Below are 20,827 nucleotides of genomic sequence, written 5' to 3' on the forward strand. Positions count from 1 at the left end.
CCTCTGTGTTTCAGAAACCTTCCAGCACGATCTTGCCCTTGGCTTTGCCGCTTTCCAGCAGTGCATGTGCACGAGTCAGGTTGGCAGCATTGACTGGGCCATAGGTCTCGGTTGCTGTGGACTTGACCTTGCCGCTGTCGATCAACCCGGCGACTTCGTTCAGAATGTCGCCTTGCCGCCCAATGTCACCTGTCTCGAACAACGACCGCGTGTACATGAACTCCCAATGGATCGAGACCGACTTCTGCTTGAATGGCATGATGTCAAAATTCTCAGGATCGTCGATAAGGCCGAACCGACCCTGAGGGGCAATGAACTCGGCAACTTGCTGGACATAGTTTTCCGAGTAGTTGGTCGAAAAGACAAAGGCTGGCGCCCCAATCCCAAGGGCTTCTACCTGTTCTGGCAGCGGTCTGGAATGGTCCACGACATAGTCGGCCCCCAAGCTTTTGACCCAGTCCTTCGTTTCAGGGCGCGAGGCTGTTGCGATGACGACCGTATCCGTCAACGCCTTCAATAGCTGAATGGCGATTGAGCCGACACCCCCGGCGCCACCGATGATGACAATGGCGTTAGGCGCGCCAGCAAGAGGTCGGGTGACGTCGATACGGTCGAACAGCATTTCGTAGGCCGTCAGCGTCGTCAGTGGTAGAGCCGCTGCCGACGCCGTATCGACGGACGCAGGTGCCCGCCCAACGATGCGTTCGTCAACAAGATGATATTCAGAATTCGTGCCTGGGCGATTGATCGCGCCGGCGTACCAAACTTTATCGCCCGCTTTGAAGCGAGTCACGTCCTCTCCAACGGCAACGACCTCGCCTACAGCATCCCAACCTAGAATGGCGGGTGTGCCACCTTCAGGAGCGCGGCGCTGGCGGATCTTGGTGTCCACCGGGTTAACAGACACCGCCTGAACTTGAACCAAAAGGTCATGGCCAGCGGCAACGGGGTCTGGGGCTTCGAAATCAATTAGCGCATCGGTTCGGTCAATCGGACCTGAGCTTTTATAACCTACGGCTTTCATATTCGTGTCCTCCTGAATGCGGCGTCAAAGTTGGCCTTTTGTTGTGGGTGGTGGAGGACGTCCCCTGCCACCCGAGCAACCTTAGGCGATCACGCTCATTTCGTTCAGCGTGAATTCAGCTACAGCGCCCTCTGTGGCTGCCATGTAAGCCGCCAGATGTGGCGCGTTCATGTGGGTCTGCCACAGCTCACGACTCTCCCAGTTTTCATAAAACATGAAATGCGCCGGGTTTTCGTTGTCCTGATGCAGATCGTAGTTGATGCAGCCATCCTCGGCACGGGTGATATCAATCAGCTTTTCAAGCTCAGCTTTCACAAGATCAATCTGATCAGGATTGGCCTTGATGTTGGCGACGATAGTCAGTTTCGACATTGTTGAATTCCTTTCAGAGCGTCGATTGCTTGAGCGGAATATACGGCTGTGATAATTCCGGATAAACACGCATGTAGCGAAAATATAATCCGGAAATTACGTATTATGTTGATCGACAATATCCGCCTGTTTTTGAAGATTGCCGAAAAAGGCAGCATGGTGGCTGCGGGCCGCGAAGTGGGACTGTCAGCAACGACGGTGTCCGAGCGGCTTGCGGCGCTCGAAGCCCACTATGGCGTTGTTCTTTTTAATCGAACGACACGCTCCCTCAGCCTGACCGATGAAGGGCGCACTCTTATTGAGGGTGCAAAGGTGGTTTTGGCAGAGGTGGAAGACTTGGATACGCGCATTCGCCATGGCGCAGAGGCCATTTCGGGACCCATCCGTGTCAGCGCACCCGTTGATCTTGGTCGAAGCATCATTTCCGAGGTGATCGCCCGTTTCACCGAGAAGCACCCGGCGGTTTCAGTCGAGTTGTCTTTGTCAGATGGATACGTGGATATGGTAGGCGAAGGGTTCGATCTGGCCCTCAGATTTGGAACAGTGACTGATAGCACTCTGCGCGTACGAAGGTTGGGTGAGTATAGGCGCATTGTGTGTGCAAGTCCGTCATACCTCGAAGCGCACGGCATTCCTCGGAATCCGTCCGACCTTGCGGATCACAATTGCCTGGTCATGCGGTTTGGCAGAACCTTGGACAATGTTTGGCGTTTCGGGGCTGGCAAGGCTTCACAAGTCGTGACGGTGCGTGGAAACAAGATCGTCAATGACGGTTCGCTGGTGCGCCATTGGGCCTTGGCGGGGCATGGCATTATCCTGAAGTCGGAGCTTGATGTGGACGCCGATCTGAATGCAGGAAAGTTGATCGCCTTACTGGAAGATCATGCCTCGCCCGCGAACCCCTTGCAGATGATGTATCCCCCAGGCCGTGCGCAGCCAAGGCGTGTACAGGCACTTGCCGAAGAGCTGAGTAATGCAATGGCACGGGCTTCGGCTTGACCCATTTGGAACAGACCACAATTGCGGCGTTGGTCGCTGTCAAATTGAGCCACTCAAAAGGCCCGATTTGCTTGCCTTGCCCGTTTTGACGGTGGCTCTCCGACATACACTTGTTTCATGGGTCGCAAAACAGTGAACTCAGTCTCCCGTCCTTTGCATAAGCAAAGCGGACCATTGAAAGAAGAATACCCAAGGACAGCTAAGGGCCAGAGTTACATCGCTATGCGGCACGCAAGATAAGCTACCGCTGGTCGGCTTCGAGCCCGAAGCTGATCTTCTTAGCCACAAAGCTACCAAGCTTGCTGCAACACGTGTCTATTTTCGTCTAATTGGCGCTCTGCGCCTGATATTGCCGCCTGCGAATCTTTCCTGGTGGCACGTCAAAAACCCTTTTAAACGCTTTGTTAAAGGAAGGTTCAGATAGATACCCGACGTCAGCGACGACCTGCGAGATTGGTTGATCGGTGGCAATCAATCGTTCCCGCGCCAGATGCATCCGCCAGGTCGCAAGATATTGGATTGCCGGAGCACCGACGAGCTCTGTAAACCGTGCGGAGAATGCCGATCTGGACATACCTGCAACCTCTGCAAGGGATTCAACTGTCCAGTTTGCTGCGGGTGCGCGGTGAATGGCTACGATGGCGCGGCCAATCTGTTGGTCTCGGGCAGCTTTTAACCAACCGCGATTGGCGTCGGGTGCGCTGTTCAGCCAACGGCGAATAGCCTCGATGACAACCACATCGGCCAAGCGTGTAATCACTGTTTCACCACCCGGTCGCAATTCACGCGCCTCTCTTGCAATGAACTGCAAAGTTGACTGTAGCCAGCTTCCTGCGTCCTCCTCCCATGGATCGATTTTGAGGACGTCGGGCAGCAAGGACATCAACATGCCGCTGGCTGCATGATCTATCCTAACAAGGCCGTACATGATGCCGGTCTCGGCTCCACCGCCGCCGTATTCCAGCGTTTCATAGAGCTGGGTCACCTTACGTATGGGTAATTCTTCGAGTGTCAAAAGTGGGGTGTCTTCCGAGCTAAAGAAACTAACCGGTGCACCATTTGTCATCAAAACCAAGTCGCCTTTTTCGACTTCAAACGGCACATCTTCTCCGACCCTCAAGAAACAACGACCGTGCGTGATGACCGCAAAGCTCAGTATTTCGGGAAAACCCGGTATGGAAACACCCCAAGGCGCAGACATGCGTGACTGGCAGTAGAATGTACCTGTCAGCTTCAGAAGATGAAGAATTTCCCCAAGCGGATCGCCAATTGGCTGCGCCAGTGCATCGGGGTCGGGAACATGAGGGGTACTCTGGTTCATTACATCAGCCTGTTAGAAATCCACCCAGTTGTCCACCATGTTTGGACGATTGGATAACAAAATAGGATAATGGAGAATACATCATCCTTATTGATTCCCTAAATTCGGGTCATTGACAGATTTTACGGAGATGACCGATGACACAGCAAACCATTCTCGTGCTTGGCGCGACAGGCAAAACCGGATCACGAATCGTGACGCGCCTGGAGGACAAGGGCCATGCAGTTCGGCGTGGATCGCGGAATAGCCAAACGCCGTTTGATTGGGAAAAGCCGCAGACGTGGCCTGCTATCTTGGACGGAGTTTCTGCCGCCTACATTTCCTATTTTCCTGACATCGCATTCCCGGGTGCGGTCGAACAAGTCGCGGCCTTCACGGCATTGGCTAGGAAAAAGGGGCTGCGGCGGCTCGTGCTATTAACAGGGCGCGGAGAATTCCATGCCGAGCGTGCTGAAGAAGTTGTTCGGAACTCCGGTGTGCCGTTTACAATCGTCCGTGCTGCGTGGTTTGCACAAAACTATTCTGAAGGCGCATTGCTAGAGCCGGTAATGGCTGGCGTGTTGCCCATGCCAGCTGGTGACGTGCGTGAACCGATTATCGACGTGGAAGACATTGCCGACGTCGCTGTCGCCGCTTTGACCGAGGAAGGACACGTTGGCGAGCTTTACGAAGTTACAGGGCCGCGCCTTATGACTTTCGCCGACATGGCAGCCGAGCTTTCGCGCGCAATGGGCAGAACCGTGCAATACGTGCCGATTTCGTTTGAGGACTTCCACGCGGAAATCATGAATGCGAGCGGTGAGATGATCGCCGACGTGATTACCGACATTGCAAGGGAAACGCTTGATGGTCGAAATTCTAACACTGCGGATGGTGTTCAACGCGCTTTGGGCAGAGCACCGCGCGACTTTTCCGATTTTGCAACTGAAGCCGCAAAGTCTGGCGCCTGGACACAAGCTGCATGAGTTTGTCTAACAGCAAAGGAACACACTCATGACGTTTGACGTAAAACGCAGGCTTATCCTGGGAGTGGCGGGTCTGATCGCAGCCACCTTGGGGTTGATCATCACACTCTCACCTCTGGCCTTTTACTCCAGCTACGGCATCGTTGTTTCGCCGCAGCCGAACCTGATGAGTGAATTGCGCGCACCTGCTGCCAATCTGGCTGCACTTGGCCTGATCATCCTGTCGGGTGCGCTCTACCAAAAGATGGCCCAGACAGCTGCTTGGCTTGGCACCACTGTGTTCTTCGCATTTGCCGCAGGGCGCTTGGTCAGCCTTATGCTTGACGGACGACCGTCGGACAGCATCCTTTATGCCCTTGGGATAGAGGTGATGCTTGGTATGATGTGTTTGTGGACTGCAAGTAAAGGGTGGCAAAAGAAAGCTGTTATGCACCCGTTGTTGTCACGCAAACTTCGGACTTGAGGCCTTTGAAAGCTGCCTGTGATCATTTGGCCATTCGCCGATGCAGAGCGGGCAGCCAATACACGTCAGTACCGCCGCGACATTCTGTACGGTTGGCGCTACTGATGGTGAGTTACCACGTTAAAACCCTCTTCGGGTGATGGTGGCACGAAGTGTCGTGCAATACGCCGATATTGGTCTTCCGTTGCTGCAAAGGCATGCTTGCCATCGCTGTTGCGCTTGTGCAACCGGCGCAAACAGACCTCATCCGGCAAGTCTAAAAAATGAAGGTGATGCGTCGCGGCTGTGTCTTCCAGAAGATCACGCATCCAAGCCCTGTTTTCAATTGTGTTAGCCGGAAAGTCGAGAACGACTGAAACCCCAGCTTTCAGCAATGAAGTCACGTGCCGCCCCATGACCAATCGCAGTTTCAAAGCACCGTTTACATAATCCTGCAGGGAGTTCATCTGGTCGCCGAACAGGACGCTGAGCCATTCATCTTCTGAAATGAGCACTGCCCCGTCGCTACTCGCAAGTTTCGCCGCCAGAGTTGATTTTCCCGAGGCGACTTTGCCACAGAGCAAGTGAAGCGTTGGAATAGCCTGTGACATAGGGTGAACTCCCGGATTACCTGATTATCCCTGTGCTCAGTTGGTCAGCGAGTTGATCAAACACCAACCTGATCCTTCGTGCAGTATGTAACTCTGAGTGCGTGGCCAGCCAAATCGGGAACTTAAACGGGTCGCGACCGGGGAGCACTCGCTCCACACCGGGTGTTAAAGCAGCCACGTCATCTGACATTACGCTGATGCCAAAACCTTGGCGGACTAGCTCCCAGGATACAATTCCGCTTTGTGAGCCAATCCGAAAGCTTTTTCGGGTGACCTTAATGCCTGCCGGATCGAGAAAACCGATCATCGTGTCAATGTCACCAAATCCGACAAAGTCCAACTTAGCGAGTTCGTTTTCATTTTTTGGCCGTCCCACCTGATCAAGGTACGAAGGTGCTGCATAAAAATGTGCCGTCGCTTCGGCGACAAGCTTTGCGGTCAGATCTGGCTGTGCCGGGCGCACATGTCGGATGGCGATATCAGCCTCCCGCCGCTGTAAGTCTCGTATGTCATTGGCAGCAACGACGTCGATCTCAAGTTGCGGTGCCGCAAGCCTGATCTTTTTTAGTATTGGCGGCAGCTGATAGGCAGACATTACATCCGACGCGGTAATCCTGACTTGCCCTTCAACAGTTTGCGACTGACTTGTCGCGGTAAGAGAAATTCTGTTAGCGACTTCCGCCATTTCTCTGACATGCAACAAAAGCTCGGCGCCAGCGGTCGTCAAACTAAGCGACTTGCCAACTCGTTCAAACAGGGTGATCCCAAGAGCCGATTCCAGCGCAGCAACCTGACGGCCGACAGTAGGCTGAGTTTGCTCGAGAACGCGCGCAGCTGCGGAAAACGAGCCCTCTTCGGCTGTCGCAAGAAAGGACCGCACCTGATTCCAGTCGAAATTGATGGCTTTCCAATTCATGCATTTATGCATAACGCTTCTGAGATTTATGGCAATTCCATAAATGAATGTTTGGAAGTATAGAATGCGGCAACAACCTTTCTAAAGAGAGTAATGAAATGACTGCTTTGTCCAAGGATGCTGCGTTCTGGAGCAAAATCTCGCGAAAGTATGCGGCAGACCCAATCCGGGACATGGAAGGGTATCAGAGAACACTCGAACGTACGAAGTCCTACCTGAAAGCGAAGGACAGAGTATTGGAAATCGGGTGCGGGACGGGTTCAACCGCGCTGCTGCTTGCACCGAATGTCGCCCACATCACTGCTACGGACCTCGCTCCGGGCATGATCGAGATTGCCGACGAAAAGCGAGCGAAAGAAGGATTGGAGAATGTCACTTTTAAGGTGGCCGAAGTCCTCGAGCACAGCTTTGATGAAGGTTCTTACGATGCGGTCCTGGCCCATAACTTGCTTCATCTCTTGCCCGATTTGGACCAAGCGCTCGAGCACGTTTCTGCGCTGACAAGACCGGGTGGGCTTTTCATATCCAAAACCGTCTGCGCGCCTGAAAACGGAGGATTCAAGTATGCGATGATCAGTCGGATCGCGATTCCGTTCATGCAGGTTATTGGAAAAGCCCCGTTTGTGAACTTCGTGTCTGTGTCGGTGCTTGACAGAAAAGTTGAGCGCGCAGGCTTCAATATCCTTTATACTTCCGATCAAGCCTCGATGTTCCAGAGTCGTTATATTGTTGCGCAAAAAGCTTGAAGCTGCACCGCGGCACTATCTCACAAGATGAACGGCCGCTAGTCAGCGAACAAAGACCCATCTTTCTTCCCAAGCCCACGAAAAGATCAGGAAAATCCGCAAGCAACATTGTTGGTCAATTTTCTAGGTTCGCTCAATGACATGCTTCGACTGGAGCATCGTTTTTCGAGGGCGTTACATTCGCTACGCTGGGCAAGCAAGGAAACGACTTGCGAAAGATTAGAGGTAAGTCATTTAAGAGAACGTCCCCCGGAACTGCCACTTTGGTAGGGGAAATAATATTCAATCTAACACTTCCCCAGTTTGGCCGACCCTCAAAGTTCCACCTTTAGCCACCTCGACATAGACACCCATGTCCATATGCCCCATCAACTTTCGTAAAAGATAGGGTATCTTCAAGTCTCGCTCTGCCGTTTCCGGGTTCACCTCAGTGGCTGCACACCTCTTCGTACGTGAGAGTATCTTTAATTCGACATCGTCAAATCTAAAAACTGATCCGACTGCATCCAGCTCAGAGAACGAGGGTAAGCCGTCTATCTCTATATTCGCCCGAAAGCGTGCTGGGTGGATTTCTGCGTTCACTTGTTCACCCATTTTTTTCACAGACGCCAGATTCAAAACGGATACCGCATTCATCATTTTCGGCGATACCACAGACACATCTGTAAACCGATGAGGAGCAGATGAGACGAAATTCGGCGGTTCGGGATCTTTCAAGTCGACCTTTGAGACAAGGAAACTTACCGCATTCATCCGATCTTCTAGGGCTAACATATTAAAGCTGTGTGTTTTGCCGTTCGCTTTGATCTCAAGATCTTGGGTCTCAATATCAAAACTCGTCTTTAGGCCTGCCAGTGCAGCTTCATTCAACAGAACAACAAAGCGATCTTTCGGCAGTGGCTGAGGGTTCTGCGCGTCGAAGCCGGAGTTGTAGCGCGCGAATCCGAACAGGCGATCTCCCGGAATCCCCTCCCCTGCTCGCAGAGTCACGGCTTGCATGGGCTCGGCACTCAAGCCTTTAATTGGATAGCGGTTCAATTTGACGATAGAGAGAGTGTTCATACGTCTGCACCTGACCAAACGAGTTATGCACGATCCCGAGTGGTCCGTGCTGTTTGACGCTATCTCCAATTCTCAAATGTATCGACCAAATAATCTGTGAATGCTTCAGAAGCGGGCTCGCTAAACCTTTTAGTCGCGTGATGGCCGCGGTTGTGAGCTGCGCCAATTTTAGTCGATATGGCCACATAACGCCTCACTGCTGAAAATACATGCGCATCAGAGCACGCATACATATTCATTAAAAATCAACAACTAAGAAGCAAAACTAGCGACCTTCTTTGACCGCATGAGGTACGAACCTCAAAAAATTCTGGACTTGAGGTGCGTACCTCAAATAGCCTTGGAAGCAAGCCGCGATTCGCACATCCTCGATTGACGGCGCAAAAAGGGAGGAATGGATGACTTACACAAAACTGGCCTCGGCCAGCGCAATAGTCCTTGCCGCTACTACTCTTTCTACCAAGGCAAATGCTGAAGATTTGACGCTTTGTTGGGCTGCATGGGACCCGGCCAACGCGCTTGTTGAGCTATCAAAAGAATTCGAAGCAGAATCCGGCCACACGATGAACTTCGAATTTGTTCCCTGGCCAAATTTTGCGGACCGGATGCTGAACGAACTGAACTCTGGGGGTAAGCTCTGCGACCTACTGATCGGTGACAGCCAATGGATCGGCGGTGGCGCTGAGAATGGTCACTATGTCCAGCTGAACGAGTTCTTCGATGCTGAAGGCATTAGCATGGACGATTTCGCACCGGCCACTGTCTACGCGTACTCGACCTGGCCTAAGGGTACACCAAACTACTACGCGCTGCCGGCGATGGGCGATGCAAACGGCTGGTTCTATCGAAAGGACTGGTTCGAAAACCCCGAAATCCAAGCCGCATACAAGGAAGCGACTGGTCAGGACCTACGTGAACCTCAGTCTCAGAAAGAGCTGTTGCAGATCGCGCAATTCTTCCAAGGCCGTGAGATCGACGGCAAGACAGTTTATGGTGCAGCAATCTTTACCGAGCGCGGCTCGGAAGGGATCACCATGGGTGTCACCGGAGCGCTGTATCCTTGGGGCTTCAAATACGAAAACACTCCGGGCTCATATGACATGGAAGGCGCTGTAAACTCACCGGAAGCGGTTGAGGCTCTTGAGTTCTATAAGGAATTCTACGAAACGGCGACGCCTCCGGGATATACCAACTCTTACATGGGTGAGAGCTTGGATGCCTTTAAGTCCGGTCAGGTCGCCATGGCGATGAACTGGTTTGCGTTCTTCCCAGGTCTCTATGCCGACCCCAATACCGGCGGTGACAAGATCGACTTTTTCGTGAACCCACCACAAAATCAGGCAGGTTCGACACTGGGCGGACAAGGTATCTCTGTTGTCAGCTACTCTGACAAACAGGACGCCGCACTTGAGTACATTAAGTGGTTCGCGCAGCCAGAAGTGCAGGCCAAATGGTGGGAGCTAGGCGGCTACTCGGCGCATAACTCCGTGCTGGAAGATCCTGGTTTCGTGGACAGCCAACCGTTTGCCGGTGATTTCCTGGAAGCAATGGGTGGGGTGCAGGATTTCTGGCAAGAGCCTGCCTATGCGGAACTCCTGTTGGCAATGCAGAAACGCATCCACGACTATGTGGTTGCTGACCAAGGCACCGCTCAAGAAGCACTTGATCTTCTAATCGAAGATTGGACGGAAGTCTTCGAAGACGAAGGCAAGCTGTAGTCCGGACACAGGCAGGAGCGGGTGCAATCCCGCTCCACCTTCACCCGTGCGTCCTAAACCAACAAGAACTGGCAAAGAAATGTCTGACAGGACCGTAGACCGCGTTGCGCAGGCAACGCCCCAGCGAGTTGCGCGAAAAATCCGAGGGTTATCCGACCGCGCGATCGCTTGGATATTCATCTCCCCTACGATTTTTCTATTGCTGGCGATCAACATCTTTCCGTTGATCTGGACCATCCAACTGAGCTTTACAAACTACAAGGCCAACCGGATCGGGCGTGAAGTAAAAGATGTCGGGTTCAGGAATTATGAGCGTATCCTGACAGACTCGGACACCTGGCTGAATATGCAGGCAACGGCTCATTTCCTATTCTGGACGATCTTTTTCCAGGTCCTGATCGGGTTTACTCTGGCGTGGTTGATCAACAAGAAATTCAAGGGCAATGATCTTTGGACGACCATCATCGTGCTGCCGATGATGCTGTCACCTGCAGTCGTCGGGAACTTCTGGAAGTTCCTGTATCAGCCTCAAATCGGCCTGTTTAACTACATCGTGTCTTGGTTTACCGGCAAGGACCCATCGAGCTTTGAAATGCTGGGATCAGTCACGTTGGCCCCATGGGCGATCGTGATCGTCGATACCTGGATGTGGACGCCCTTCGTGATGCTGATCTGTCTCGCCGGGCTGCGCAGCATTCCCGATTACATCTACGAGGCGGCTGAGATCGACAGGGCCAGCAAACTGCGACAGTTCTTCACGATCACCATTCCGATGGTCCTGCCGTTCCTGATGCTCGCGGTGCTGTTTCGGGGGATCGAGAACTTCAAAATGTTCGACCTGGTGGTTCAGCTAACCGGCGGTGGTCCGGGGTCTGTTACCGAACTCACCTCAATCAACCTGAAACGCGAAGCCTTTGAGAAATGGCGCACGGGCTATGCCTCGGCCTATGCGATCATCCTATTCGTCACCGTGTTCGGCCTTGCGTCGATCTACGTCAAAGCCCTGAACAAGGTGAAACAGAGATGAGCAGTTTTTCCGTCACTGAACCTTCGAAACGGTCCAAGTGGATCGCAGGATTCCTGGTCATTACTTATGCGCTGATCACAATGATCCCACTGGTTTGGATTTTGCTAACAGGCTTCAAGTCCCCGGCCGATGCGATCAGCTACCCGCCCAAAGTGGTCTTTGACCCAACGCTGGAAGGCTACGTCAATCTCTTCACCACTCGCACGCGGCAAACGCAGGAGTTTCTAGAAGCTAACCCGCCACAAAACTGGGCCGATGAAATCGTGCGCCAATACGACATGGTGATTGTAGGGCCATCCAAGTTCGGTGAGCGCTTTATGAATTCGGTTATCATCGGATTTGGCTCGACGTTCTTGAGTATCTTCCTTGGCACGCTGGCCGCCTATGCGTTCAGCCGGTTCAAGGTCCCACTAAAGGACGACCTTCTGTTCTTCATTCTTAGTACAAGGATGATGCCCCCGGTCGCCGTCGCCATTCCAATTTTCTTGATGTTCAGGAACCTTGGATTAAGCGATACGCATCTGGGAATGATCCTACTGTACACGGGCGTTAATATTTCCTTGGCTGTCTGGTTGCTAAAAGGATTCATCGACGAAATCCCGAGAGAATACGAAGAAGCCGCCCTCATTGATGGCTACACACGGTTTCAGGCATTCTACAAAGTGGTGCTGCCGCAAGCCGCGACCGGCATAGCTTCAACAGCTATCTTTTGCCTGATCTTCGCCTGGAATGAGTACGCGTTTGCCGTGCTGCTGACATCCGCAAACGCGCAGACTGCACCACCATTTATCCCCACCATCATCGGTATCGGCGGCCTTGACTGGCCTGCCGTCGCGGCAGGTGCCACGATCTTCCTAATCCCGGTCATGATTTTCACCATCCTGATGCGCAAACACCTGCTGCGTGGGATCACATTCGGAGCCGTACGCAAATGAGCGATTTTCTTACCGGATTACTACGGCTACGCCGCGGCCCTTGGGAGATGGTCGCGACCATCCTGATCGCACTGGGTGTCTTCATGTTGATGCAGCCCTTTGTCCTTTGGGCCTTCACCTATTCCTTCATCGTCACGCTGATCGGAACCGTCATGTTCATCATCGTCAGCCATTTCCCGGAGTAGAAATGGCCCAGATCGTAGTCAAAAACGTAAAAAAGATGTTCGGCGACTTCACGGCTGTCCGCGAAAGCTCGTTCACGATTGAGGACGGTGAGTTTTTCATGCTGCTCGGGCCATCCGGCTGCGGAAAGACGACGACGCTGCGGATGATCGCAGGGTTGGAGCTTCCAACGTCGGGTGAAATCTATCTGGACGGTGAAGAAATCAGCCAGCGGCCGCCATCAGAACGGGACATTGCCTTCGTGTTCCAGATGTTTGCGCTGTATCCGCATATGAATGTGCGCAAGAACATCAGCTACCCCCTGATATCGCAGGGCATGCCGCGAACTGCTGTCAAAGCCAAAGTCGAGGAAGTCGCAGGAATTTTGGGGATTAACGACATACTTGATAGTCCGGTTGGTGGACTTTCAGGCGGTGATAGACAGCGCGTAGCGCTTGGTCGCGCGATTGTTCGCGAACCTAAAGCGTTCATGATGGACGAACCACTTGGTGCTTTGGATGCAGAGTTTCGTGAGCACATGGCCGAAGAACTGCGCGCTCTGCATGATCGCATGGGCGCAACCACTGTTTACGTCACACACGATCAGTTGGAAGCCATGCAAATGGGCGACAAGATCGTTGTGATGAACAACGCCGTGATCGAGCAATTCGGCACACCTCAGGAAATCTACGACAAACCAGCCACAATGTTTGTTGCTGATTTTATTGGGTCACCTTCAATGAACTTCCTGCCGTTTCAGGGAAAGGTCGAACCCGGCTCGGAAATGGTCCGACTGAACGGCCATGACGAAGCGGTGCCCAAGCTGATTGAAGGGGCTGAAGGTGAATTGGTTTTTGGTGTCCGTCCCGAACATGTTTTTCTATCCGATGCGAGCGCCTACCGGGCCAAGGTTCTGGCAGCGGAATATCTGGGAACCACTCAGATCGTGACGCTGCAAAGCCCGAACGGAGAGCTGAAAGCCCGCATTGATGCTCGCGAAGTTGTTAGCCCCGGCGAGACGGTGGGATTGGAGTTCCGCTCCCCCGCAGTAACCCTTTTTGAAAACTCTACCGGGCGCGCGTTGAGGTCCGCTCTGAACGACGAGGTACTAAGCAATGGCTGAAGTCGTTTTGGAGAACATCTCTAAGTCATTCGGCAACGTCACAGCGGTGGACGGTATCTCGATGACGATCCCCAACGGTGCCTTTGTGGTATTATTAGGTCCGACTGGCGCTGGAAAAACAACGACACTGAGATTGATATCCGGACTTGAGAAACTGGATTCAGGAACAGTACGCATTGGCGGGCGTGACGTTGGAATAGACACACCTGCCCAGCGCGATGTGGCGATGGTCTTCCAGCAATACTCGCTGTACCCGCATATGACAGTGCGTGAAAACCTGTCTTTCCCTTTGCGTTCGCCGATCCTGAAGACACCAGAGGATGAGATCGCGAGGAAGGTTAACGAAGTCGCTGAAATCCTCCAGATCCCACACAAGATGGACAACAAAGCCACTGAACTGTCTGGCGGCGAAATGCAGCGCGTTTCAATCGGACGAGCGCTAGTGCGTGACCCACAGATTTTCCTGATGGACGAACCCCTCAGCTCTTTGGACGCCAAGCTACGGGCGGATTTGCGGGTAGAACTGAAGAGAATTCAGGCAGATCTGGGATCGACTTTGCTGTACGTGACCCATGATCAGGTCGAAGCCATGACAATGGCGACGCATATCGGTGTTTTGGAAAACGGCCGGTTGGTGCAGTACGGGACACCACGGGACATTTATGAAGACCCCGGTAGTGTATATGTCGCCAGCCGGTTGGGTCTGCCGCGGATCAACATCCTGCCGTCAGAGTTGTTCACAGGCGACCACAAAGGCCCGCAGATTGGTCTTCGCCCGGAAAACATCATCGAAGGCGAAGGCAGCGAAGCGCGTGTGATACGTGCCGAACACCTGGGGGATCAAACACGACTGCACTTGGACTTAAACGGTCACACGGTTGTGACCTTGATTGATGTCCATCAGGACTATCCGTCTGGAAAACTTATAAAAATCCGCCCGCACAACCCGTTGTATTTTGACGCGTCCGGCGCGCGAGTGAATTAAGGAGCAAAAGCATGGCCCAGTTCCTCAACACAAAAGAAACACTGGTAACAGAGGCCATAGACGGTCTTCTCGCGTCATCAGGAGGACGGCTTACCCGATTGGATGGATACCCGCACATCAAGGTTGTCTACAGGTCGGATTGGGACAAGTCGAAAGTCGCCTTGGTTTCCGGCGGCGGGTCTGGCCACGAACCTGCCCACGCAGGGTTTGTCGGCGCCGGCATGCTCACAGCAGCAATCTGCGGAGAAGTATTCGCCTCGCCATCGGTCGAGGCAGTTTTGGCGGGCATTCTTGCGGTTACGGGTGAGGCTGGGTGCTTGCTCATAGTGAAGAACTACACTGGTGATCGATTGAACTTTGGACTGGCGGCTGAACGCGCCCGCGCGTTGGGCCGCAAAGTAGAGATGGTCGTTGTTGATGATGACATCGCCCTGCCCGACCTTCCGCAACCGCGTGGCGTGGCAGGCACGTTGTTCGTGCACAAAATAGCCGGAGCGCTTGCTGAAAGTGGTGCTGATCTGGACACCGTCACCGCCGCAGCAAGACGCACCATAGCCAAGGTCGTCAGCATCGGTATGAGCCTGGACACCTGCACGGTTCCGGGATCTCCGAAGGAAGACAGGATCGCCCCCGGGAAGGCAGAGCTTGGCTTGGGTATCCATGGCGAGCCCGGTGTACAGCAGGTGGAGTTTTCCAATGCGGTATCGGCCATGTCCACAGTGGTGGAGAAGCTGAAACAAAGGGTCGGGTCCGGGGATTGTGTGGCGTTGGTCAACAACCTGGGTTCTACGACGCCGCTGGAGATGGCTGTCCTCACACATGCGTTATCCGAAACTGGAATTACCCAACATATCATTGGTCCGGCCCCAATGATGACATCGCTGGATATGCACGGGTTTTCAGTTTCCATTCTGCCTGTAGATCAGGACGACTTATCGGGGCTTGAAGCGCCCGTAGATCTGGCGGCTTGGCCCGGCGTCAATTCTATAGACCCGATAAAATTGGCGCCTTTGCCTGATGGCTTGACTCCTATCGATCCAATCCCATCGAACAATCCCTCCACGAGGGAAACGATCACCCGGTTGTCTGAACTGCTCATCAACGCAGAGAAGAACCTGAACGAGCTGGACGCGAAATCCGGAGATGGCGATACGGGAAGCACACTCGCCACTGCCGCAAGAGCATTGCAAGGTAGCCTTGACCGCATGCCGCTTGCTGATCTGACGCAACTGTTTCCGGCACTAGGCAATGAGTTAAGCCAGACAATGGGTGGTTCTTCCGGCGTGATACTCGCAATTTTCTTCAACGCAGCTGGAGATGCCTGTGCGAGCGGGGCTTCGGTACCGAAGTCGCTGGTCGAAGGCCTGAATCGCGTCAGCCAGGTTGGGGGTGCCAAGGTTGGTGACAGGACAATGATTGACGCCCTGGCGCCAGCACTCGCCGCATTGCCATCTGGTCTGACGCATGCAGCCGAGGCTGCCCGCGAAGGCGCGAACAACACCGCACATATTCGTCGTGCGAAGGCGGGCCGCGCGGCCTATGTTCCCGAAGAAAACCTAGTTGGACATAACGATCCCGGCGCTGAGGCTGTTGCTTTGTTGTTTGAAGGCTTAGCGCGGGAGATTGAGGGCTGAAGAACACGTGGAAGACCAAAAACAAAAACTAGAATTGGTGAAAAAGCCAACCGTCAATGACATCGCGCGCGTCGCCGGTGTCAGTCTGGCGACTGTTGACCGGGTCTTGAACAGACGCCCCGGCGTGCGGGCCGTAACCGTACAGAAAGTACAAAAGGCAATTGATGAGCTGGGATATGTGCGCGACACTGCTGCGGCCAACCTTGCGCGAAACCGAGTTTACAACTTCCTCTTTGTTCTGCCGGACACTGACAACGAGTTTGTGGAGGCAATCAGCAGTCAGATCGCCGAACAATCCCGTGACCAATTTATCGAGCGGACCCGTATTTCGATAGAGAAGGTTGCTCCGTTTGAACCGCAAGATATCGTCAATATTCTGAATGCTGTCGACAGTTCGGATGTTGATGGAGTTGCCGTTTTTGGACCCGAAACGCCATCTGTCCGCGATGCTGTAAAAAGGCTCAGGGACAAAGGTGTTCCGGTGGTTGCGTTGGTGTCTGACTTGCCCAGTTCTGAGCGAGACCACTTTGTAGGAATTGATAACGTTTCGGCAGGACGAACCGCTGCTCAGTTGATGGGACGATTTGTGCACCGCGAAGGCAAGGTCTTGGTACTTACAGGATCGCGTTTGGCACGTGACCACCTAGAGCGTCGGCAAGGCTTTGATCTTGTAGTGGCTGAGGAATTTCCGAACCTGGAAGTCGTAGCGTCTGTCGAGGGCCGAGATGACCCGAATCTGATTTACAAGATGATGCCCGAGATCTTTGAAACATATCCGAATTTGGTCGGCATATACTCGTCGGCAGCGGGTAACGCAGGCCTGATTCAATTTCTTTCAGAGAACAAGCTCAGCAAAGATCTGGTGATTATAGCTCATGAGCTTACGCCGCTCAGTCGTGAGGCGCTTATGCTCGGTACATTTGACGCTCTGATCTCGCAAGACACTGGGCACATTGTTCGTTCAGCCGTCCGCCTGCTGCGTGCGACTTCAGACAAAGTCCCATTCAACAAAGCGCAGGAACGCATCCGTATCGACATCTATCTGAAGGAAAATTTACCGCCATAGAGGCTTAGGTTTTGGGGAGGAAATTTTATGAAGACGATCAAAGGTCCAGCTTTGTTTCTTGCGCAATTCGCGGGGGACGAAGCACCGTTCAATTCGTGGGACGCGATCACTAAATGGGCGGCTGACTGTGGATACAAGGGCGTTCAGGTTCCTAGTTGGGATGGCCGGTTGTTCGACCTGGAACAAGCCGCATCCAGCGCCAGTTATTGCGATGACTTCAAGGGCAAAGCCAAGGAAAATGGCGTCGAAGTCACTGAACTTTCAACACACCTTCAGGGCCAGCTTGTGGCCGTTCACCCGGCCTATGACAGCGCGTTTGATGGTTTTGCAGCCGAAAGCGTCAGAGAAAACCCGAAAGCCCGGCAAGAATGGGCGGTAGACCAAGTTAAAAAAGCGCTATCTGCTTCGAAAAACTTGGGTATTACAGCGCATGCGACTTTCTCAGGCGCATTGGCATGGCCCTATGTCTATCCTTGGCCGCAGCGACCTGCTGGTTTGATCGAAACGGCATTCGAGGAGCTTGCTCGTCGTTGGGTGCCAATACTGGATCACGCCGAGGAATGCGGCGTTGACGTCTGTTACGAAATTCACCCAGGAGAGGACCTCCACGACGGCGTGACGTACGAGATGTTTCTTGAACGGACAGGCAATCACCCACGCGCTTGCATGTTGTACGACCCGTCGCACTACGTGCTGCAATGCCTCGACTATCTGGACAATATCGACATCTACAGAGATCGGATCCGGATGTTACATGTCAAAGATGCCGAGTTTAACCCGACCGGCCGGCAGGGTGTTTATTCCGGGTATCAAAGCTGGGTCGATCGTGCCGGGCGCTTCCGGTCGCTTGGAGATGGCCAGGTGGATTTCGGGGCGGTCTTTTCAAAAATGGCGGCGAATGACTTTGATGGTTGGGCAGTTGTCGAATGGGAATGCTGCCTCAAACACCCCGAAGATGGAGCGCGTGAAGGCGCTCAGTTTGTGTCAGATCACATTATCCGTGTGACCGAGAAAGCCTTTGATGATTTCGCTGATGGTGGCGCAGACGAAGCAGCCAATCGTAAAATGCTGGGGATTGAATGATGGTCACAGGACGCAATGAAGAAACCTCAGGCCGCATTCGACTTGGCATGGTTGGCGGCGGAAACGACGCCTTCATCGGCGGTGTTCATCGAATGGCCGCACGGTTGGATGACAAGTTTGAGTTGGTTGCCGGTGCTTTGTCTTCGACGCCTGAGAAATCCCTTGAAAGCGGGCAGGCATTGGGACTCGAACGGGTCTACAAAGACTTCAAACAAATGGCGATCAGGGAGGCCCGGCTGAAATCCGGGATCGAGGCGGTCTCAATTGTGACGCCAAATCACGTCCACTATGCAGCCGCGCGCGAGTTCCTGAAACGCGGTATTCATGTAATTTGTGACAAGCCACTCACCTCGACCCTTGCCGATGCAAAAAAGCTGGTCAAATCAGCGGAAAGCGCGAACGCCCTATTCATTTTAACCCACAACTACACGGGCTATCCAATGGTCCGGCAGGCACGTGAAATGGTTGCTAACGGAGAAATTGGCAAGGTCCGCGTTGTTCAGGTTGAGTACCCGCAGGACTGGCTGACCGAGCAGCAGGATTTCAAACAGGCGGAGTGGCGAACCGATCCCGAACGCTCGGGCGCGGGTGGATCAACCGGTGACATCGGAACCCACGCGTACAACCTTGCTTGCTTTGTAACCGGGCTAAAGGCGAAAAGTCTGGCGGCGGATTTGCAGGCCTTTGTGCCGGGGCGCAAAGTCGATGATAACGCGCACGTGTTGCTTCGCTTCGACGGCGGAGCGCGTGGAATGCTGTGGTCTTCACAGGTGGCTCCTGGCAACGAAAACGCGCTTCGTTTGCGGGTCTATGGCGAAAAAGGTGGGTTGGAGTGGGCTCAGGAAGATCCCAACTATCTCTGGTTTACGCCTTACAACGAACCAAAGCGTCTGATCACCCGAAATGGAGCCGGAGCTGGTGACGCTGCTAATCGGTTGAGTAGAGTTCCTCCGGGACATCCCGAGGGATATCTTGAGGGGTTCGCGAATATCTATGGAGAGGCTGCTGAGGCGATCCAAGCTTTCAGAAATGGGACTTCACCTGACGCTTCGGTTGTCTATCCAACGGTCCATGACGGGCTTAATGGCGTTAAGTTTGTGGCCGCGTGCGTGCAGAGTTCTTCAAAAAATGCGGCTTGGATCAAGTTGGAATAAAATCTGGCTGTGGGCATAGGACAGACATCTTGGAAGGACGCATGGGTATCTGCTAAAAACCGAAATACATGCGACCTTTAGGTGAATGCGTAGAAACGACAAACTGCGAACGTCACTGAACCGGTCTTAGGGGAAGCGATCTCTGGTTGAGTGGTCAGCTTCCCTGCGATGCTCACACGCCAACAACTTACGACTTTCTGGCAGCAGACATTGATCCCAATTGCAGAGAATGGCCGTCCCGAGCCCAACATGTGCTTTCTATGTTTTTGCTGCGTACTGGCAACTGGAAGAATTCTGCCCACGGTTGGGGTATGGTATCCTAGAAGCCATTGAAACCAGACATTTTTAGAGTGTTGCGGTAATATCTGACGCCGAGACTTGGGATAGCGATTTGTGGATTGTGACTCTAGTCTCGCGGAAGTCGAGCATCACAATTCGCACCTCGGTTGCGGGTCCTTCGCATTTGGGGTCTGTGCAGATGGTCTCACGAACCAAGACAAGGCATTGCACGCCGTTGCCCAACTGATCGCGGACCAGGCGCTTGATACGTTGGATGTGCCAGAGGGTCTGCGCCGCTTTTGCAAGTGATTTGCTCTGCATCATAAGTGCGACCAAGATGTTGCCATGCCTGCGCTTCGGTTTGCGGGGTGTACGGGGCAAACTTGGCCGCCGGGAGTCTTCGCTGCCTTGGCGACGTGAACATCAACCTTCATGATCACGCAGCCGACCGGCGGGTTTGGCGAAACATATCCGCATATCCAGTTGGCCAACCCCGGGACATGCCGCAGCCCGAGAAGGTCAGAGTTGGGTCGGATTGGGGGCATCACCATAAACTTCACTGGGGTCGAAGGTTTTTTGATCTTCCGTAAGTGTCAGCGGTTGGCCCGCATCCGGCCCTACCGGCATGGAACGATAGAAACAGGATCGGTAGCCCACATGGCACGAGGCGCCCGTTCCGGTAACGTCGACTCGTAGCCAGATCGCATCCTGATCGTCATCGACCCGGGCCTCAACGACTTTCTGGGTCAGGCCGGATGTCGCCCCTTTGTGCCAGAGGACCTGCCGCGCGCGGCTGAAGTAATGGGCCTCACCGGTCTCGATTGTCAGCCGTAACGCGTCCGCATCCATCCAGCCCAACATCAGGACTTCGCCCGTTTGCGCGTCGGTGGTGATGCAGGGCAAGAGGCCATCAGGGTCGAATTTAGGCGCAAGATCAGTACCTTCCTCAACCTGTTCGATCGAGTCGCGCGAAAGAAATTTATATTGGGTCATCTTCAATCCTTGCGCCACGTTATATCATAACATTTAAACTTTTCGCGCAGAACAGTGGCAATGTAAAGGGGGCGGCATGAGCTGCATCGCAATGAAGGGCGCGCCGCGGTTGCGAACGGATGCTGCGTCAGCGAAATGACGGCAATGTCTGCCCTACCGCCACCCGAACGCCTTGCGGCTAAGGTTGGCTATGAGCCCACTTTGCTCGAC

Annotated in this window: 21 protein-coding genes; 14 read left to right on the top strand and 7 right to left on the bottom strand. The window is 53.6% G+C overall.

Annotated features, from left to right (window positions below):
• Positions 1 to 10: 10 nt before the first annotated feature.
• Together ACXAGD_RS13905 and ACXAGD_RS13910 are read right to left on the bottom strand one after the other, a co-directional pair.
• Positions 11 to 1,024: a zinc-binding alcohol dehydrogenase family protein gene (locus ACXAGD_RS13905; RefSeq protein ID WP_475211446.1), complete on the bottom strand. Its 1,014-nt coding sequence runs from the start codon at positions 1,022 to 1,024 to the stop codon at positions 11 to 13.
• Positions 1,025 to 1,105: 81 nt separating this feature from the next.
• Positions 1,106 to 1,396: a putative quinol monooxygenase gene (locus tag ACXAGD_RS13910; protein ID WP_475211448.1), complete on the bottom strand. Its 291-nt coding sequence runs from the start codon at positions 1,394 to 1,396 to the stop codon at positions 1,106 to 1,108.
• A 105-nt stretch (positions 1,397 to 1,501) separates the two neighbouring features.
• Between ACXAGD_RS13910 and ACXAGD_RS13915 the strand changes: the two genes are divergently transcribed.
• The gene (locus ACXAGD_RS13915) at positions 1,502 to 2,395 is read left to right on the top strand and encodes a LysR family transcriptional regulator (protein ID WP_475211449.1); all 894 of its coding nucleotides are present in this window, start codon (positions 1,502 to 1,504) and stop codon (positions 2,393 to 2,395) included.
• 325 nt (positions 2,396 to 2,720) lie between these two features.
• Here ACXAGD_RS13915 and ACXAGD_RS13920 read toward each other — a convergent pair whose 3' ends face one another.
• A complete protein-coding gene (locus ACXAGD_RS13920; protein ID WP_475211450.1) occupies positions 2,721 to 3,716 on the bottom strand; it encodes an AraC family transcriptional regulator in 996 nt (331 codons plus the stop codon).
• 137 nt (positions 3,717 to 3,853) lie between these two features.
• Here ACXAGD_RS13920 and ACXAGD_RS13925 point away from each other — a divergent pair, with 137 nt between their 5' ends.
• Positions 3,854 to 4,681: an SDR family oxidoreductase gene (locus ACXAGD_RS13925; protein WP_475211451.1), complete on the top strand. Its 828-nt coding sequence runs from the start codon at positions 3,854 to 3,856 to the stop codon at positions 4,679 to 4,681.
• Between the two features lie 28 nt (positions 4,682 to 4,709).
• Complete coding sequence (locus ACXAGD_RS13930; RefSeq protein ID WP_475211452.1) at positions 4,710 to 5,144, top strand: DUF4345 domain-containing protein; 435 nt, start codon at positions 4,710 to 4,712, stop codon at positions 5,142 to 5,144.
• A 98-nt stretch (positions 5,145 to 5,242) separates the two neighbouring features.
• On the opposite strand, the gene ACXAGD_RS13935 is transcribed toward ACXAGD_RS13930, so the two are convergent.
• Positions 5,243 to 5,734 carry a P-loop nucleotide/nucleoside kinase family protein gene (locus ACXAGD_RS13935; protein ID WP_475211453.1) on the bottom strand — a complete coding sequence of 164 codons (492 nt, stop codon included), beginning with the start codon at positions 5,732 to 5,734 and terminating at the stop codon, positions 5,243 to 5,245.
• Between the two features lie 16 nt (positions 5,735 to 5,750).
• On the bottom strand, positions 5,751 to 6,650 hold the full coding sequence (locus tag ACXAGD_RS13940; protein WP_475211454.1) for a LysR family transcriptional regulator: 900 nt from the start codon (positions 6,648 to 6,650) through the stop codon (positions 5,751 to 5,753).
• A gap of 47 nt (positions 6,651 to 6,697) precedes the next feature.
• Between ACXAGD_RS13940 and ACXAGD_RS13945 the strand changes: the two genes are divergently transcribed.
• Entirely contained in the window at positions 6,698 to 7,396 is a 699-nt protein-coding gene (locus ACXAGD_RS13945; protein WP_475211455.1) for a class I SAM-dependent methyltransferase, read from the top strand.
• A 282-nt stretch (positions 7,397 to 7,678) separates the two neighbouring features.
• Here ACXAGD_RS13945 and ACXAGD_RS13950 read toward each other — a convergent pair whose 3' ends face one another.
• The gene (locus tag ACXAGD_RS13950) at positions 7,679 to 8,458 is read right to left on the bottom strand and encodes an MOSC domain-containing protein (protein ID WP_475211456.1); all 780 of its coding nucleotides are present in this window, start codon (positions 8,456 to 8,458) and stop codon (positions 7,679 to 7,681) included.
• A gap of 398 nt (positions 8,459 to 8,856) precedes the next feature.
• Between ACXAGD_RS13950 and ACXAGD_RS13955 the strand changes: the two genes are divergently transcribed.
• The 10 genes from ACXAGD_RS13955 to ACXAGD_RS14000 all read left to right on the top strand — a co-directional run bounded on the left by ACXAGD_RS13955 (position 8,857) and on the right by ACXAGD_RS14000 (position 19,345).
• Positions 8,857 to 10,176, top strand: coding sequence for an ABC transporter substrate-binding protein (locus ACXAGD_RS13955; protein ID WP_475211457.1), 1,320 nt, complete (start codon positions 8,857 to 8,859; stop codon positions 10,174 to 10,176).
• Positions 10,177 to 10,255: 79 nt separating this feature from the next.
• A complete protein-coding gene (locus ACXAGD_RS13960) occupies positions 10,256 to 11,203 on the top strand; it encodes a carbohydrate ABC transporter permease (RefSeq protein ID WP_475211458.1) in 948 nt (315 codons plus the stop codon).
• Entirely contained in the window at positions 11,200 to 12,138 is a 939-nt protein-coding gene (locus ACXAGD_RS13965; protein ID WP_155150121.1) for a carbohydrate ABC transporter permease, read from the top strand. The genes ACXAGD_RS13960 and ACXAGD_RS13965 overlap by 4 nt, the downstream gene beginning before the upstream one ends.
• On the top strand, positions 12,135 to 12,323 hold the full coding sequence (locus tag ACXAGD_RS13970; RefSeq protein ID WP_170685382.1) for a hypothetical protein: 189 nt from the start codon (positions 12,135 to 12,137) through the stop codon (positions 12,321 to 12,323). The genes ACXAGD_RS13965 and ACXAGD_RS13970 overlap by 4 nt, the downstream gene beginning before the upstream one ends.
• Before the next feature lie 2 nt (positions 12,324 to 12,325).
• Entirely contained in the window at positions 12,326 to 13,423 is a 1,098-nt protein-coding gene (locus tag ACXAGD_RS13975; protein ID WP_475211460.1) for an ABC transporter ATP-binding protein, read from the top strand.
• On the top strand, positions 13,416 to 14,408 hold the full coding sequence (locus tag ACXAGD_RS13980; protein WP_475211461.1) for an ABC transporter ATP-binding protein: 993 nt from the start codon (positions 13,416 to 13,418) through the stop codon (positions 14,406 to 14,408). Before ACXAGD_RS13975 ends, ACXAGD_RS13980 begins: the two co-directional genes overlap by 8 nt.
• 11 nt (positions 14,409 to 14,419) lie before the next feature.
• Positions 14,420 to 16,042: a dihydroxyacetone kinase subunit DhaK gene (locus tag ACXAGD_RS13985; RefSeq protein WP_475211462.1), complete on the top strand. Its 1,623-nt coding sequence runs from the start codon at positions 14,420 to 14,422 to the stop codon at positions 16,040 to 16,042.
• Between the two features lie 7 nt (positions 16,043 to 16,049).
• The gene (locus ACXAGD_RS13990; protein ID WP_475211464.1) at positions 16,050 to 17,108 is read left to right on the top strand and encodes a LacI family DNA-binding transcriptional regulator; all 1,059 of its coding nucleotides are present in this window, start codon (positions 16,050 to 16,052) and stop codon (positions 17,106 to 17,108) included.
• Positions 17,109 to 17,135: 27 nt separating this feature from the next.
• Positions 17,136 to 18,191, top strand: a complete 1,056-nt coding sequence (locus tag ACXAGD_RS13995) for a sugar phosphate isomerase/epimerase family protein (RefSeq protein ID WP_475211465.1) — start codon at positions 17,136 to 17,138, stop codon at positions 18,189 to 18,191.
• Positions 18,191 to 19,345, top strand: a complete 1,155-nt coding sequence (locus tag ACXAGD_RS14000) for a Gfo/Idh/MocA family protein (RefSeq protein ID WP_475212596.1) — start codon at positions 18,191 to 18,193, stop codon at positions 19,343 to 19,345. The genes ACXAGD_RS13995 and ACXAGD_RS14000 overlap by 1 nt, the downstream gene beginning before the upstream one ends.
• A 798-nt stretch (positions 19,346 to 20,143) precedes the next feature.
• Here the strand turns inward: ACXAGD_RS14000 and hisI are convergent.
• Positions 20,144 to 20,617: a phosphoribosyl-AMP cyclohydrolase gene (hisI, locus tag ACXAGD_RS14005; protein WP_475211467.1), complete on the bottom strand. Its 474-nt coding sequence runs from the start codon at positions 20,615 to 20,617 to the stop codon at positions 20,144 to 20,146.
• Between the last annotated feature and the right edge of the window lie 210 nt (positions 20,618 to 20,827).

The sequence above is a fragment of the Ruegeria sp. ABF4_144 genome, assembly GCF_056160045.1.

Coding starts and splice junctions, on each gene's coding strand:
- ACXAGD_RS13905 (WP_475211446.1), bottom strand. CDS start 1,024: ATGAAAGCCGTAGGTTATAAAAGCTCAGGTCCGATTGACCGAACCGAT.
- ACXAGD_RS13910 (WP_475211448.1), bottom strand. CDS start 1,396: ATGTCGAAACTGACTATCGTCGCCAACATCAAGGCCAATCCTGATCAG.
- ACXAGD_RS13915 (WP_475211449.1), top strand. CDS start 1,502: ATGTTGATCGACAATATCCGCCTGTTTTTGAAGATTGCCGAAAAAGGC.
- ACXAGD_RS13920 (WP_475211450.1), bottom strand. CDS start 3,716: ATGAACCAGAGTACCCCTCATGTTCCCGACCCCGATGCACTGGCGCAG.
- ACXAGD_RS13925 (WP_475211451.1), top strand. CDS start 3,854: ATGACACAGCAAACCATTCTCGTGCTTGGCGCGACAGGCAAAACCGGA.
- ACXAGD_RS13930 (WP_475211452.1), top strand. CDS start 4,710: ATGACGTTTGACGTAAAACGCAGGCTTATCCTGGGAGTGGCGGGTCTG.
- ACXAGD_RS13935 (WP_475211453.1), bottom strand. CDS start 5,734: ATGTCACAGGCTATTCCAACGCTTCACTTGCTCTGTGGCAAAGTCGCC.
- ACXAGD_RS13940 (WP_475211454.1), bottom strand. CDS start 6,650: ATGAATTGGAAAGCCATCAATTTCGACTGGAATCAGGTGCGGTCCTTT.
- ACXAGD_RS13945 (WP_475211455.1), top strand. CDS start 6,698: ATGTTTGGAAGTATAGAATGCGGCAACAACCTTTCTAAAGAGAGTAAT.
- ACXAGD_RS13950 (WP_475211456.1), bottom strand. CDS start 8,458: ATGAACACTCTCTCTATCGTCAAATTGAACCGCTATCCAATTAAAGGC.
- ACXAGD_RS13955 (WP_475211457.1), top strand. CDS start 8,857: ATGACTTACACAAAACTGGCCTCGGCCAGCGCAATAGTCCTTGCCGCT.
- ACXAGD_RS13960 (WP_475211458.1), top strand. CDS start 10,256: ATGTCTGACAGGACCGTAGACCGCGTTGCGCAGGCAACGCCCCAGCGA.
- ACXAGD_RS13965 (WP_155150121.1), top strand. CDS start 11,200: ATGAGCAGTTTTTCCGTCACTGAACCTTCGAAACGGTCCAAGTGGATC.
- ACXAGD_RS13970 (WP_170685382.1), top strand. CDS start 12,135: ATGAGCGATTTTCTTACCGGATTACTACGGCTACGCCGCGGCCCTTGG.
- ACXAGD_RS13975 (WP_475211460.1), top strand. CDS start 12,326: ATGGCCCAGATCGTAGTCAAAAACGTAAAAAAGATGTTCGGCGACTTC.
- ACXAGD_RS13980 (WP_475211461.1), top strand. CDS start 13,416: ATGGCTGAAGTCGTTTTGGAGAACATCTCTAAGTCATTCGGCAACGTC.
- ACXAGD_RS13985 (WP_475211462.1), top strand. CDS start 14,420: ATGGCCCAGTTCCTCAACACAAAAGAAACACTGGTAACAGAGGCCATA.
- ACXAGD_RS13995 (WP_475211465.1), top strand. CDS start 17,136: ATGAAGACGATCAAAGGTCCAGCTTTGTTTCTTGCGCAATTCGCGGGG.
- ACXAGD_RS14000 (WP_475212596.1), top strand. CDS start 18,191: ATGGTCACAGGACGCAATGAAGAAACCTCAGGCCGCATTCGACTTGGC.
- hisI (WP_475211467.1), bottom strand. CDS start 20,617: ATGACCCAATATAAATTTCTTTCGCGCGACTCGATCGAACAGGTTGAG.